Origin of the sequence: Catellatospora vulcania, assembly GCF_009720385.1 — a bacterium.
GTDB classification, from domain to species: domain Bacteria; phylum Actinomycetota; class Actinomycetes; order Mycobacteriales; family Micromonosporaceae; genus Catellatospora; species Catellatospora vulcania.
This window is the reverse complement of record NZ_WARX01000020.1, coordinates 184705-197959: the sequence shown is the minus strand read 5'-3', so window position 1 is coordinate 197959 and position 13255 is coordinate 184705. Positions and strand designations below refer to the sequence as shown.

The 13255-nt window shown below is 70.2% G+C and carries 13 protein-coding genes and 1 tRNA gene; 12 read left to right on the top strand and 2 right to left on the bottom strand.

The genetic code is table 11. The annotated features are described in order from the left end of the window. Positions 1–19 precede the first annotated feature (19 nt). From F6W97_RS34130 to F6W97_RS34110, 5 genes are all read left to right on the top strand, one after another. Complete coding sequence (locus tag F6W97_RS34130) at positions 20–910, top strand: LLM class flavin-dependent oxidoreductase (protein WP_155374670.1); 891 nt, start codon at positions 20–22, stop codon at positions 908–910. A 130-nt stretch (positions 911–1040) separates the two neighbouring features. Beyond that, complete coding sequence (gene pyk / locus F6W97_RS34125) at positions 1041–2498, top strand: pyruvate kinase (RefSeq protein ID WP_155374669.1); 1458 nt, start codon at positions 1041–1043, stop codon at positions 2496–2498. 48 nt (positions 2499–2546) lie between these two features. Next, on the top strand, positions 2547–3425 hold the full coding sequence (locus F6W97_RS34120; protein ID WP_155374668.1) for an acyl-CoA thioesterase: 879 nt from the start codon (positions 2547–2549) through the stop codon (positions 3423–3425). A gap of 273 nt (positions 3426–3698) precedes the next feature. Further along, on the top strand, positions 3699–4136 hold the full coding sequence (locus F6W97_RS34115; protein ID WP_155374667.1) for an RrF2 family transcriptional regulator: 438 nt from the start codon (positions 3699–3701) through the stop codon (positions 4134–4136). A 117-nt stretch (positions 4137–4253) separates the two neighbouring features. Then, on the top strand, positions 4254–5153 hold the full coding sequence (locus F6W97_RS34110) for a sulfite exporter TauE/SafE family protein (protein ID WP_155374666.1): 900 nt from the start codon (positions 4254–4256) through the stop codon (positions 5151–5153). Between the two features lie 128 nt (positions 5154–5281). Here F6W97_RS34110 and F6W97_RS34105 read toward each other — a convergent pair whose 3' ends face one another. Beyond that, a complete protein-coding gene (locus F6W97_RS34105) occupies positions 5282–6025 on the bottom strand; it encodes a terminase gpP N-terminus-related DNA-binding protein (protein WP_155374665.1) in 744 nt (247 codons plus the stop codon). A 49-nt stretch (positions 6026–6074) separates the two neighbouring features. After that, positions 6075–6148: transfer RNA gene (locus F6W97_RS34100), tRNA-Leu, on the bottom strand. A gap of 94 nt (positions 6149–6242) precedes the next feature. On the opposite strand from F6W97_RS34100, the gene F6W97_RS34095 reads away from it, so the two are divergent. From F6W97_RS34095 to F6W97_RS34065, 7 genes are all read left to right on the top strand, one after another. Beyond that, positions 6243–6854 carry an ANTAR domain-containing response regulator gene (locus tag F6W97_RS34095; RefSeq protein ID WP_155374664.1) on the top strand — a complete coding sequence of 204 codons (612 nt, stop codon included), beginning with the start codon at positions 6243–6245 and terminating at the stop codon, positions 6852–6854. A 64-nt stretch (positions 6855–6918) separates the two neighbouring features. Further along, positions 6919–8088: a hypothetical protein gene (locus F6W97_RS34090; RefSeq protein ID WP_155374663.1), complete on the top strand. Its 1170-nt coding sequence runs from the start codon at positions 6919–6921 to the stop codon at positions 8086–8088. A 201-nt stretch (positions 8089–8289) separates the two neighbouring features. Beyond that, on the top strand, positions 8290–9453 hold the full coding sequence (locus tag F6W97_RS34085) for a branched-chain amino acid ABC transporter substrate-binding protein (protein ID WP_155374662.1): 1164 nt from the start codon (positions 8290–8292) through the stop codon (positions 9451–9453). Positions 9454–9556: 103 nt separating this feature from the next. Continuing rightward, on the top strand, positions 9557–10507 hold the full coding sequence (locus tag F6W97_RS34080) for a branched-chain amino acid ABC transporter permease (RefSeq protein WP_155374661.1): 951 nt from the start codon (positions 9557–9559) through the stop codon (positions 10505–10507). Next, complete coding sequence (locus F6W97_RS34075) at positions 10504–11712, top strand: branched-chain amino acid ABC transporter permease (protein ID WP_155374660.1); 1209 nt, start codon at positions 10504–10506, stop codon at positions 11710–11712. Before F6W97_RS34080 ends, F6W97_RS34075 begins: the two co-directional genes overlap by 4 nt. After that, positions 11705–12484 carry an ABC transporter ATP-binding protein gene (locus F6W97_RS34070; protein WP_230687213.1) on the top strand — a complete coding sequence of 260 codons (780 nt, stop codon included), beginning with the start codon at positions 11705–11707 and terminating at the stop codon, positions 12482–12484. Before F6W97_RS34075 ends, F6W97_RS34070 begins: the two co-directional genes overlap by 8 nt. Further along, positions 12474–13184, top strand: coding sequence for an ABC transporter ATP-binding protein (locus F6W97_RS34065; RefSeq protein ID WP_155374658.1), 711 nt, complete (start codon positions 12474–12476; stop codon positions 13182–13184). Before F6W97_RS34070 ends, F6W97_RS34065 begins: the two co-directional genes overlap by 11 nt. The last annotated feature ends 71 nt before the right edge of the window (positions 13185–13255 follow it).

Here is a 13255-nt window from a genome sequence, read left to right as displayed (position 1 = left end):
CGCTGCTAGCGTGGGTGCAATGCGAGTCTCCGCGTTGATCCTGCCCGTGTACCCCTGGCGCGAAGGCCGGCACATCTGGCGGGAGGCCGAGGACCTCGGCTTCCACGCCGCCTACACCTACGACCACCTCTCCTGGCGCACGTTCCGCGACGGCCCCTGGTTCGGCGCGGTGCCCACGCTGACCGCCGCCGCCGGCGTCACCGAGCGGCTGCGCCTGGGCACCATGGTCACTTCGCCCAACTTCCGGCACCCGGTCACCCTGGCCAAGGACGTGATGACCCTCGACGACGTCTCGGACGGGCGGATCACCGTCGGCATCGGCGCGGGCGGGATCGGCTTCGACGCCTCGGTGCTCGGCCAGGCGCCCTGGTCCACCGCGGAGCGCACCGAGCGGTTCGAGGAGTTCGTGCCGCTGCTCGACCGGCTGCTCACCGACGGCGACACCACCCACCACGGCAAGCACTACTCGGCGTACGAGGCCCGCATGCTCCCCGGCTGCGTACAGCGGCCCCGGGTGCCGCTCGCGATCGCGGCCACCGGCCCGCGCGGGCTCGCCCTGGCGGCCCGGCACGGCCAGGCCTGGATCACCACCGGCCCGGCCCGCAAGGGCGACGAGACCGACCCCGAGCTGCTGCCCGGCATCATCGCCGGCCAGCTCGACGGGCTGGCGAAGGCGTGCGCGGCGGAGGACCGCGACCCGGCGGAACTGTCGCATATCCTGCTCACCGGCTTCACCCGGGAGCACCCGCTGGACTCGGTGCAGGCATTCGTCGACTTCGCGGCCCGCTACGCCGCGCTGGGCATCGACGAGATCGTCGTCCACCGCCCCGTGCCGGGCACCTGTTTCGACCCTGGCCAGGGCGTTTACGAGAAGCTCCCGGCCGCGGTGGCGGCGGCGTTCGGCGGCTGACCGGGCGCGTCGAACGTCCCGTTTCCGCCCACTGAACGATCGGTCAGTGTCCCCCGTGTATCCGGGATTTGTCGAGACGGTGACGCCCCGTTGCAACCTAGGTCACATCAGAGGACTAGGCTTGCCCGTCGTGACACGCCGCGCAAAGATCGTCTGTACTCTCGGACCTGCCACCTGGTCCCCCGAGCGCCTCCGCGGGCTCGTCGAGGCCGGGATGGACGTCGCCCGCATGAACTTCAGCCACGGCTCCCACGCCGACCACGAGCAGGCCTACCTGCGGGTCCGTGAGGTGTCGGCCGCCACCGGCAAGGCTGTGGCGACGCTGGCCGACCTGCAGGGTCCGAAGATCAGACTTGGTAAGTTCGCGGACGGCCCCCACGAGTGGCGTACCGGTGACAGTGTTGTCATCACCAGCGACGACATCCTTGGCACGGCCGACCGGGTCTCCTGCACCTATCGGAAGCTGCCGGCCGAGGTCAAGGCCGGCGACCGCCTGCTCATCGATGACGGCAAGGTCGCCGTCGAGGTGACCGGCGTCAACGGACCGGACATCCGCTGCCTCGTCATCGAGGGCGGGCCGGTCTCCAACAACAAGGGCGTCTCGCTGCCGAACGTGGCCGTGTCGGTGCCCGCCATGTCCGAGAAGGACGCCGAAGACCTGCGCTTCGCGCTGGCGCTCGGCGTCGACCTCATCGCACTGTCGTTCGTGCGCTCTCCCGAGGACATCAAGCTGGTCCACGCGATCATGCACGAGGTGGGCGTCGTCCGCCCGGTCATCGCGAAGATCGAGAAGCCCGAGGCGGTCGACAACCTCGAGGCCATCACCGACGCGTTCGACGGCCTCATGGTCGCCCGCGGCGACCTCGGCGTCGAGCTGCCCCTCGACCAGGTTCCCCTGGTGCAGAAGCGCGCCGTCCAGCTCGGCCGGGAGTACGCCAAGCCGGTCATCGTGGCCACGCAGATGCTCGACTCCATGATCGAGAACTCGCGGCCCACCCGCGCCGAGGCCTCCGACGTCGCCAACGCCGTCCTCGACGGCGCGGACGCGGTCATGCTCTCGGGCGAGACCAGCGTCGGCAAGTACCCGGTGCTCACCGTCAGCACCATGGCGAAGATCATCACGACCACCGAGGCCGGGCAGATCTCCGTGCCGCGCCTGCAGCACGACCCGCGGACCCGCGGCGGCGCGCTCACCGTGGCCGCCTCCCAGATCGCCCGCGCCGTCGGCGCCAAGGCCCTGGTCGCGTTCACCGTCACCGGTGACACCGTGCACCGGCTCGCCCGGCTGCACTGCGACCTGCCCCTGCTCGCCTTCACCCCCGAGCCCGCGGTCCGCGACCAGCTCGCGCTCGCCTGGGGTGTGGAGACCTTCCTGATGCCGTTCGTGCACCACACCGACGACATGTTCCGCCAGGTGGACGAGCGCCTGCTCAGCCTCGGCCGGGCCAACGTCGGCGACTACGTGGTCGTCGTCGCGGGCAGCCCGCCGGGCACCCCCGGCTCCACCAACACCCTGCGCGTGCACCAGCTCGGCTCGCTGGCCATGCCGCAGACCCTGGCCCAGGCCGCCCCGCCCGCCCAGAGCTAGGGTGAGCGCGACGCCGGGCGACGCTCGGCCCGCGCGAACGGAAGTGGCATGAGCGAGCCCATCACCGGCCAGGCGGCCGTGGACAGCCTGGTCGAGCTGCTGGACCTGGCCCCGGTCGACGATCTCGTCTTCCGGGGCCAGAACCCGCCGCTCGGGCCCCCACGCGTCTACGGCGGCCAGGTCGCCGCGCAGGCCCTCGTCGCCGGCGGCCGCACCGTCGACCCGTCGCGACACGTGCACTCGCTGCACGGATACTTCGTGCGCGCCGGCAACATGGCCGAGCCGATCGACTACCACGTGGAGAAGATCCGCGACGGGCGCTCCTTCTCGGTACGCCGCTCCGTGGCGATGCAGCGGGGCAAGCCGATCTTCCTGATGTCGGCGTCGTTCCAGGTGCGCGAGGAAGGCCTCGACCACCACGACCCGGCCCCTGCGGACGTGCCTGGCCCGGATGAGCTGCCCACCATGGCCGACCGACTGTCGCCGTACCCGGAGCGGCTGGGCATCTGGAAGATCCTTCCCCGCCCCATGGACGTGCGCTACGTCGACGAGCCCGGCTGGGTGCGCCCCGGCAAGCGCGGCGCCAACGCCCTGCAGCGGGTATGGATGCGCCTGGACGGCAAGCTGCCCGACGACCCGCTGCTGCACGCCTGCGCGCTGACCTACCTGTCCGACCTGACGCTGCTCGACGCGGTGCTGTCGGTCCACGGCGAGGTCTGGGGCCCCGGCGGCGTCATCGGCGCCAGCCTCGACCACGCCCTCTGGTTCCACCGCCCGTTCCGCGCCGACGAGTGGTTCCTCTACGACTGCGCCAGCCCGTCCGCCTCCGGCAGCCGCGGCCTCGCCACCGGCCGCATGTTCACCCGCGACGGCCGCCACATAGCCAGCGCCGCCCAGGAAGGCCTCCTCCGCCCGGTCGGCGCCTGACCACTCCGTGCCCCGCCGCCACCACCCGCCACGCCGGCGTGGCCGGTCCGCCGTGGCGATCCTGTGCGGAACCGCGAAGATCGCTGTTTGCGGTCAGAACATGCGGTGACGCCCCACGTTTGACCGCAAACAGCGATCCTCGCCGCAAGTGACGCGCCAAAACAGGGCAAACTGCCCGCGGTTCACATGATCGGTGTGATCAAGGGATGGGATGGGTCACGGGGTGGGGATCGTTCAGGTGGGCGGGTGATCCGTTCGGGCGATAATCGGGTCATGCGACTGTCCGCTCGTGTCGACTACGCGTTGCGTGCCGTGATCGAACTCGCCTCGGCGGGCGAGGGGCCGGTCACCTCCGAGCGCATCGCCCGTGCGCAGGAGATCCCGCCCAAGTTCTGCGAGAGCATCCTGCTGCAGCTGCGGCGGGGCGGCATCGTGTTCGCCCAGCGCGGCCCGGACGGCGGGTACTGGCTGGCCCGGCCGGCGGAGCAGATCTCCCTGGTGGAGGTCGTCGAGGTGATCGACGGCCCGCTCGGCTCGCCCAGGGCTGTGCAGGCCGACGCCCCCCTCGGCGCGGCGCAGGCGCTGCAGCAGGTGTGGACCGCGGTGGAGGAGTCGGAACGCGCCATCCTGACCCAGGTCACGATCGCGCACGTCATCGCCGGGGTGCTGCCCGAGCCGGTCGCCGCCCACCTGCCGCTCGCCGCCTCCTGACGGATTCCGGACAGCCTCGTTTCACCATTAGTTAACAACCGGGACTTGCCTTCCCTGTCATTCCTATTAAACTGATCGGAAATACCAAGAAGCTGGGATCAGTGGGGGGCAACAGCCGTGCGGAAACTGCTGGTCATGGCGTTGGTGGGGCTCGCCGCCCAGCTCGTCGACGGGGCGCTGGGCATGGCCTACGGAGTAACCTCCAGCACCCTGCTCCTCATCGCCGGGATCTCCCCGGCCACCGCGTCCGCCTCCGTGCACCTCGCCGAGGTCGGCACCACCCTGGCCTCGGGCATCTCCCACTGGCGCTTCGGCAACGTCGACTGGCGCGTCGTACGCAACATCGCCCTGCCCGGCGCCGCCGGCGCGTTCGCCGGAGCCACCGTGCTGAGCAGCATCTCCACCGCATCCGCCATCCCGTGGACGGCCGGCATCCTGTTCGCGCTCGGCGTCTACCTGCTGATCCGCTTCGCCCGCCCGCTGCGGCCCACCCGGCCGCGCGCGCTCCCGCGCCGCTTCCTCGCCCCGCTCGGCCTGTTCGCCGGCTTCATCGACGCCACCGGCGGGGGAGGCTGGGGCCCCGTCGCCACGCCGACCCTGCTCGCCTCCGGCAGCATGGAGCCCCGCCGGGTCATCGGCTCCGTCGGCACCTCCGAGTTCCTCGTCGCCAGCGCCGCCAGCGTCGGCTTCCTGCTCGGGCTCGGTTCCGAAGGCTTCGTGCTGCCGACCGTCGCCGCGCTGCTCGTCGGCGGCGTCATCGCCGCGCCGATCGCCGCCTGGCTGGTCCGGCACGTGCCCGCGCAGCTGCTCGGCGCGTTCGTCGGCGGGCTCATCATCCTCGTCAACACGCGCAGCCTGCTGCGGGTGTTCAAGGTCGAACCCGCGTTCGGGCCGTACGCCTACCCGCTCGTGGTGGTGCTGTGGGCGGTCGCCATCAGCCTGTCGGTGAGCGCCTGGCGGCGTACCCGTGCCGTCCAGCCCGCCACCGCCGAGCCGGAGCTTGTGCCCGCCGCCTGACCAGCGCATTCCAGCCCGCAGCCGGCCGCCTCAGCGGTTCCGCTGTGGGCTGGAATCCTAGGATGGTTTACAGCCTGTGCGTGCCGCCACACGGGACAGCACAGCCTGTGCCGATAGAGCGGGTGCGATCAGGACTTCGGGCCGACATGCTCGTCGAGCCGGGCGACGGCGTCGCGGCGGGCCACGGACAGCGAGTTGCGGCGGTTCAGCCGCCAGGCCACGCCGAGCAGGTCCAGCGCCCAGCCGCACAGCGCGAGGATGTCCGTGGACTCGTTGGCGAACAGGTAGCGGGGGTACTCGTAGGTCTTCCCGGCCTTGACGATGCGGTTGACGGCCCGGCACCCGTCGGAGTGGAACAGCCCGCGGGCGAACAATCCGGGCACGGCGGTGACGACCTCCTGCTGCCATCCCGTCAGCTCGATGCGCCGCTCGTGCTTCCTGCCTGGGCCGGCCTGCGGCAACAGGCACGGCCAATGCTTGGCGACGCTCTGCACGGTGGTGCACCCGATCGCACGGACGCGGGAGACCCGCCGCGCCAGCACCGCCAGCATCGCCTGCTCGCAGTCGTCCATGATGCCCGGATAGGCGTCGGCGCACGCGATCCGGAGCACCGGAACGCGGGCGGTGAGCGACACGTGGCCGTCGCCGAGGTACTGCCCCAGCAGGTACGCATACGCGGCGGGATCGTCGGGTGGTCGCGGCGGGTCCTGGCAGCGCGGACACCGCTGCGCCACGTCGTCGGTGGGCATAGGTCTGTTGCACCATTCCCAGACCGTCCGGTAGCGCAGATCCAGCTGGCGGGAGACCTCGGCGACGGTGAGGCCGGCGTGGTGGAGTTCCCGGGCCGCGTCGCGAACAGATCGGGGGTGCACGCCGACAGGCTGCCGGAGAGGTATGACACTGCCCCTGAACAGCGGTGAGTGCCCCCGGTGGGATTCGAACCCACACTGTCGGAGGTTTGAGCTCCGTCTCTCTGCCGGTTGGAGTACGGGGACTACGGCAGGCATTAGCGTACCTACTAGGCTGACGTGTGCGGCACCCGGTTACGGGTAGCCCAGTTCCGTTCGTGGTGTGGGGGTTGTGGTTCCGGTGACCGAGAAGCAGGCTGGTGTCGCGCGCAAGCGGGTGCTGATCGCGGAGGATGAGGCGCTGATCAGGCTGGACCTGGCCGAGATGCTCGGCGAGGAGGGCTACGACGTGGTCGGCGAGGCCGGTGACGGCGAGACCGCGGTGAAGCTGGCCGAGGAGCTGCACCCCGACCTGTGCATCCTGGACATCAAGATGCCGATCATGGACGGCCTGGCGGCCGCGGAGCGGATCGCCGGCGCGCGTATCGCCCCGGTGATCATCCTGACCGCGTTCAGCCAGCGTGACCTGGTCGAGCGGGCCCGCGCCGCGGGTGCGATGGCTTACCTGGTCAAGCCGTTCCAGCAGAGTGACCTGGTGCCCGCGATCGAGATCGCGCTGTCCCGGTTCGCCGAGGTGGCGGCCCTGGAGGCCGAGGTCGCCGGGCTGAACGACCGGCTGGAGACCCGCAAGGCGGTCGAGCGGGCCAAGGGCGCGCTGATGACGCAGTACGGCATGAACGAGCCGCAGGCGTTCAAGTGGATCCAGCGCACGGCGATGGACCACCGCCTGACGATGCGCGAGGTGGCCGAGCGGATCATCGTCGAGGCGGCGGCCGCGGAGTCCGCCGAGTAGCAGCTCAGACATACGCCGCGAGCGGGGGCCTGCGGGGTCGCGGCGGCGCGCCTACGATCGGGCGATGCTGTCCGGTCGTGGCATGGTCGCGCTGACGCTCCTGGTCGCTCTGGCCGGCGGGTGCACTCCCGCCGTGCCGACCCCGGTGCCCGAGACAGTGCTGCGCCCGCAGTGGCGCGAGCTGACGCTGCCCGCACCGCCCGGCCCGTCCGGTCGGCTGGTGCTGCGTGACGCGACGGTCTGCGGCGGCCGGTGGTATCTGTCTGGGGCGCTCGCCGACCCGGCGGGTGTCACCCGGCCCGTGGTGTGGACCAGCGCCGACGCCGAGAACTGGCGGTCGCTGGAGTTCCAGGGGACCAGTTACTACGGCGAGCGGGCCGTGATCTACGCGCTCGGCTGCCGCGGCGACCGGATCGCGATGCTCGGCGCGCGCAGCGGGGGAGCGCACGGCAACCCGCGGATCACCCAGTGGTACGGCGGCCCGGACGGCCCGCTGCACGAGGTGATCGCGGGGTTCCAGCTCTACGGCGGCCCGGACGCCGTGAACACGGTCCGGCTCGCGGGCGGCCCCCTGGGCTGGGCGATCGCCGGGAACCGGCTGGCGGGGTCGGCGGTGTGGCTGTCGCCGGACGCGACCGGGTTCACCATCCGGGAGGGCCTGCCGGAGCTGGCGGGCGATGCCCGGGGGCGGACCACGGCGTACGACGTGCTGCCGGTGGGCGGCGGCTGGCTGATGGTGGGGGCGCTGACCCGCGCGGACCGGATCGACCGCGACGCGCTGGCCTGGAGGTCGCCGGACGGCGAGCACTGGACCCGTCTGCCCGCGCCGGAGTCGCCGGACTACGAGGAGTTCGACCGGGTGGCGCTGCTGGCGGGCACGCCGTACGCGGTGGGGCTGCGTGGGGCGCGGTTCGGGGCGTGGCGGCTGGTGGACGGCGCCTGGTCGGAGGCCGGGGTGTTCGGTTCGACGCGGCCGGGGCCGGTGGCGTGGGTGGCCGGGCTGGCGGTCGTGGACGCCGGACTGGTGACCGTCGTCTCGGATGGCGAGATGTACAGGTTGTGGCTTATGTCACCTGAGCAGGGCTGGGTCTCGGTGACTTCGCCGGCGCCGCTGCGCGCGGCCGGGGTCTCCGCCGCGGGTGTCGCGGGGGCGGGCGGCCGCGTTCTGGCGATGAGCGACGACGGTTCTGGGGCACATGTGTGGATCACGGATCTGCCGACAGCCGGTCGATGATACTCCCAGGTCACCGCCGTGTACGCCCGATTGGTGCTGCTCAAGTAACGGTTGGGTCAACCCTTAGGCGAGGTCTTACCGATCAGGGTGTGAGTCGTATAACGTCCCTGGCCAGATCGTGGTACACGATCTGTTCCGGTCCTGCTGCCCGCACGGTCGTGGCGAGCGGGTCCGGATCTCGGATGGAGGAGGGTTTCAGCCTTGAGGCAACGACTCGCGCGTGTGCTCGGAGGCGTCGCCATTCTGGCGCTCGTCGCCGGTGGTGCCGCTGCATGCAAGAAGGAAGAAGCCACGACGCCGGGCGGCAGCACGGTTTCGGGGCTGAAGATCGGTTTCTTCGGCGCCCTCACCGGTGACAACGCCGGTCTGGTGACGCCGGGCAAGAACGGCGCCGAGCTGGCGATCGCGGAGTACAACGCGGCGAACCCCGGCGCAGACGTCCAGCTGGTGCCGTTCGACTCGCAGGGCTCGCCGGACAAGGCTGCCGCCCTGGCGACCAGCGCGGTTGCCGACGCCAAGATCATCGGTATCGTCGGCCCGGCGTTCTCGGGCGAGTCCGAGGTCGCCAACCCGATCTTCGACCAGGCCGGCCTGCCGATCATCACCCAGTCGGCCACCCGCCCGAGCCTGAACAGCAAGGGCTGGAAGATCTTCCACCGTGGCGTCGGCAACGACCTGTCCCAGGGCCCGGCCATCGGCCGCTACCTGAAGGACGTCGCGAAGGCCACCAAGGTCTTCATCGTCGACGACCAGTCCGCGTACGGCACCGGCCTGCGTGACGAGGTCAAGAAGATCCTCGGCGCCGCCGTCGTCGGCCAGGACAAGGTCACCGAGAAGCAGCAGGAGTTCGGCCCGGTCGTGACCGCGGTCAAGAGCAGCGGCGCGGACGCGGTCTTCTACGGCGGTTACACCCCGGAGGCGGCCCCGTTCCTGAAGCAGCTGCGTGCCGGCGGTTTCAAGGGCACCTTCATCGGTGGCGACGGCCTCTACGACGCCAACATGCTGAGCGTGACCGGCAAGGCTGACGTCGAGGGCGCGGTCGTGACGTGCCCCTGTGGCCCGGCCACCGCGGCCAAGGGCAACTTCGTGGCCGACTTCAAGGCCAAGTTCGGCACCGACCCGGGCGTGTACGCCGACGTGGCGTACGACCTGACCAAGGTCTTCCTGGAGGGCTTCAAGGCCGGCAAGACCACGCGTGCCGACCTGCAGGCGTTCCTGGGCACCTACAACGGTGTGGGCTCCGCCACCGGCGTGACCTACAAGTGGGAGGCCAACGGCGAGCTGGACCCGGCTCAGGTCGCGGTCTGGGCGTTCACTGCCAAGGACGGCGCGTGGGCCAACGCCACGCAGATCCCGAAGGGCTGATCATCCCCCTGATCGGTTTGTGATCCGCAGTTGATCCGGGTGCGGCCGGAAGTCCTCTTCCGGCCGCACCCGGCATTTAAGAGAAACCCCTTCGGGAGCCCCCGTGAATTTCGATGACCTGATCCAGGGTTTCCCGGATCTGACCACCACCGGATTGGCCCAAGGGTCGGTCTACGCGCTGGTGGCTCTGGGATACACCCTGGTCTACGGCGTGCTGCGCCTGATCAACTTTGCCCACTCCGAGGTCTTCATGTACGGCACCTTCGCCGCGCTGTGGACCTGGGGGCTGATGGGCTACGACAGCAACTCCACCCGCCCCAGCCTGGGCATGGCACTGCTGCTGATTCTGGTCGCCCTCGTGGTCGCCGCGCTGTTCTCCGGCGGCGTCGCGGTGCTGCTGGAAACCGTGGCTTACCGGCCACTACGCAAACGCAACGCCCCACCCTTGGCGTTCCTCATCAGCGCCATCGGCGCGTCGTTCGTGCTGGCTGAGGCGATGGGCGCGCTCACCGAGCGTCGTCAGCAGGGCATTCCGAGCATTCTGCCGAGCACTCCGCTCTTCACCGCAGGCGGCTGGACGGTGACGCCGGTGCAGCTGATGACCCTCGTGGTCGCGCTGGGCGTGATGTTCGCGCTGGACTGGTTCGTCTCCAAGACCCGCTTCGGCCGGGGCATCCGGGCGGTGGCCCAGGACGCCGACACCGCCGCACTGATGGGTGTGAACAAGGGCCGCGTGATCGCGCTGGTGTTCCTCCTGGGCGGCCTGCTGGCCGGCGTCGCCGCGGTCTTCTACAACCTCAAGCAGGGAAACACCCGCTTCAACGGTGGCTTCCTGATCGGTCTGAAGGCGTTCTCCGCCGCCGTGCTGGGCGGTATCGGCAACCTGCGCGGCGCGCTCATCGGTGGTCTGCTGCTCGGGCTGGTCGAGGCCTACGGCGCCGCGCTGTTCGGCTCGAACTGGACCAACGTCATCGCGTTCGTGGTGCTGCTGGTGCTGCTGATGTTCCGCCCCACCGGTCTGCTGGGAGAATCGCTGGGGAGGGCCCGCGCATGACGACCGAACCGATCAAGCAGCCGCGTCGCGGTCTGCACCTCGGGGACCGCTTCCGGGCGCTGCCGAAGCCGGCCCGCATCGCCGCGATCGTCGTCGGCATCGCGCTGCTCTACGTGCTGCCGCTCAAGGGCTTCTACGAGAACCTGGGCTTCCCGATCCCGGTGGGCAGCGGGTATCTGCCCTTCTACACCACCGGCTCGGACATGGCCAACGTGCTGTTCCAGTGCGGTTACTACATTCTGCTGGCCCTGGGCCTGAACGTGGTGCTGGGCTACGCGGGTCTGCTGGACCTCGGCTTCTTCGGCTTCTTCGCCGTAGGCGCGTACACGGTGGCGCTGCTGACCTCGCCGGACAGCAAGCTGATCACGGAGTACAACTGGCTGGAGAGCCCGTGGCCGTGGCTGGTGACGGTGCCGATCGGCGTGTCGCTGGCGCTGCTGTCGGGTGTGCTGCTCGGCTGGCCGACGCTGCGACTGCGCGGTGACTACCTGGCGATCGTGACGCTGGGCTTTGCCGAGATCATCCGGATCGTGGCGAAGAACCAGGACTGGATCCTGAACGGCGACCGGGGCATCCCGAGCGTCGCGCACCCGCCCGGCACCTGGTCCGACGGCTCGCCGGTCTTCGGCATCCTGGACTGGTCGCCGTACTACTGGCTCGTGCTGACCGTGATCATCGCGGTGATCTTCCTGATCCGGAACCTGGCCAACAGCCGGGTCGGCCGGGCGTGGATCGCGATCCGCGAGGACGAGGACGCGGCCGAGCTGATGGGCGTGCCCACGTTCAAGTTCAAGCTGTGGGCGTTCGCGATCGGCGCGGCGGTCGGCGGTCTGTCCGGCACGCTCTGGGCGGGCCAGGCCAACTTCGTCAACTCGGCCACGTTCAGCCTGGAGAACTCGATCCTGGTGCTGGCGGCGGTCGTGCTGGGCGGCGCGGGCAGCATCGGCGGCGCGATCCTGGGCGGCTTCCTGGTGATCTACCTGCCGGAGTGGCTGCGTTCGGTCGGCGACGTGTTCGGCTGGCCGCACTCGGTGGACGTGTTCGGCATCTTCCGCCTGGACACCAGCCCGACGTCGCTGCGCTTCATCATCTTCGGCGCGCTGCTGATCGTCGTGATGATCTACCGTCCGCAGGGCCTGTGGCCGAACCGCCGCCGTGCGGCCGAGCTCAAGGACCGTCAGAAGGAGGTGGCCCCCGTTGAGTGAGCGCAAGCCACTGCTGGAGGTCGACAACGTCACGCTGCGTTTCGGCGGCGTGGTCGCGCTGAACCAGGTGGACTTCACCCTGTACGAGGGCGAGATCCTCGGTCTGATCGGCCCGAACGGCGCCGGCAAGACCACCTGCTTCAACGCGATGACCGGTGTCTACCTGCCGACCGAGGGCCAGATCCGGTTCAAGGGCGAGCAGGTCAGCGGCAAGAAGCGAAACAAGATCACCAAGATGGGCATGGCCCGCACGTTCCAGAACATCCGTCTCTTCCCGGAGATGACGGCGCTGGAGAACGTGCTGGTCGGGGCCGACGCGCACAACACGACCAGTGTGCCGACGGCGCTGCTGCGGCTGCCCAAGCACTGGCGTGAGGAGCGCCGGAGCAAGGCGCGGGCGCTGGAGTTGCTGGACTTCGTGGGCATCACGGGGCGCAGCGACGACCTGGCGCGCAACCTGTCCTACGGCGACCAGCGCCGGCTGGAGATCGCCCGCGCGCTGGCCACCAACCCGGCCCTGCTCTGCCTGGACGAGCCGGCTGCCGGCTTCAACCCGGCCGAGAAGGTCGCGCTGCTCGAGCTGATCAAGAAGATCCGTGACTCGGGCGTGACCGTGCTGCTCATCGAGCACGACATGCGTCTGGTCATGGGTGTGACGGACCGGATCATCGTGCTCGAGTTCGGCAAGAAGATCGCCGAGGGCACCCCGGCCGAGGTGCGGGACAACCCGAAGGTGGTCGCTGCGTACCTGGGAGTTCCCGATGCTGCTTGAGATCGACGACATCACGCTGCACTACGGGCGGATCCAGGCCCTGCACGGCATCAGCCTGCACGTCAACGAGGGCGAGGTCGTCGCGCTGATCGGCGCGAACGGCGCCGGCAAGTCGACCATCATGCGGGCCATCTCGGGTCTGCGGGCGGTCTCCCGGGGCGCGATCCGCTTCCAGGGCGAGGACATCAGCAAGGTACGGGCGGATCTGCGGGTGGCCCGCGGCATCTGCCAGGCGCCGGAGGGCCGGGGTGTGTTCCCGGGCATGACGGTGCAGGAGAACCTGGAGATGGGCGCGTACATCCGGCGCGACCACGCGGCGGTCGCGAAGGACATGGAGCGGGTCTTCGGCCTGTTCCCGCGCCTGCTCGAGCGGCGCAAGCAGGCCGGCGGCACGCTGTCGGGCGGTGAGCAGCAGATGCTCGCGGTCGGCCGCGCGCTGATGGCGCGCCCGAAGCTGCTGCTGCTCGACGAGCCCTCGATGGGCCTCGCTCCGATGATCATCCAGCAGATCTTCACGATCATCACGGAGATCAACCAGCAGGGCACCACGGTGCTGCTGGTGGAGCAGAACGCCCAGCAGGCCCTGTCCCGGGCCCACCGGGCGTACGTCCTGGAGACCGGCAACATCGTCAAGGAGGGCACGGGCTCCGACCTGCTGCACGACCCTGCGGTGAAGGCGGCCTACCTCGGCGTGGCCTGATCGCTGATCGGCTGACGGGCGGCCCGTCGCACGCGTCCTGCGGGGCGTGGGCGGCGGGCCGCCCGCATTCG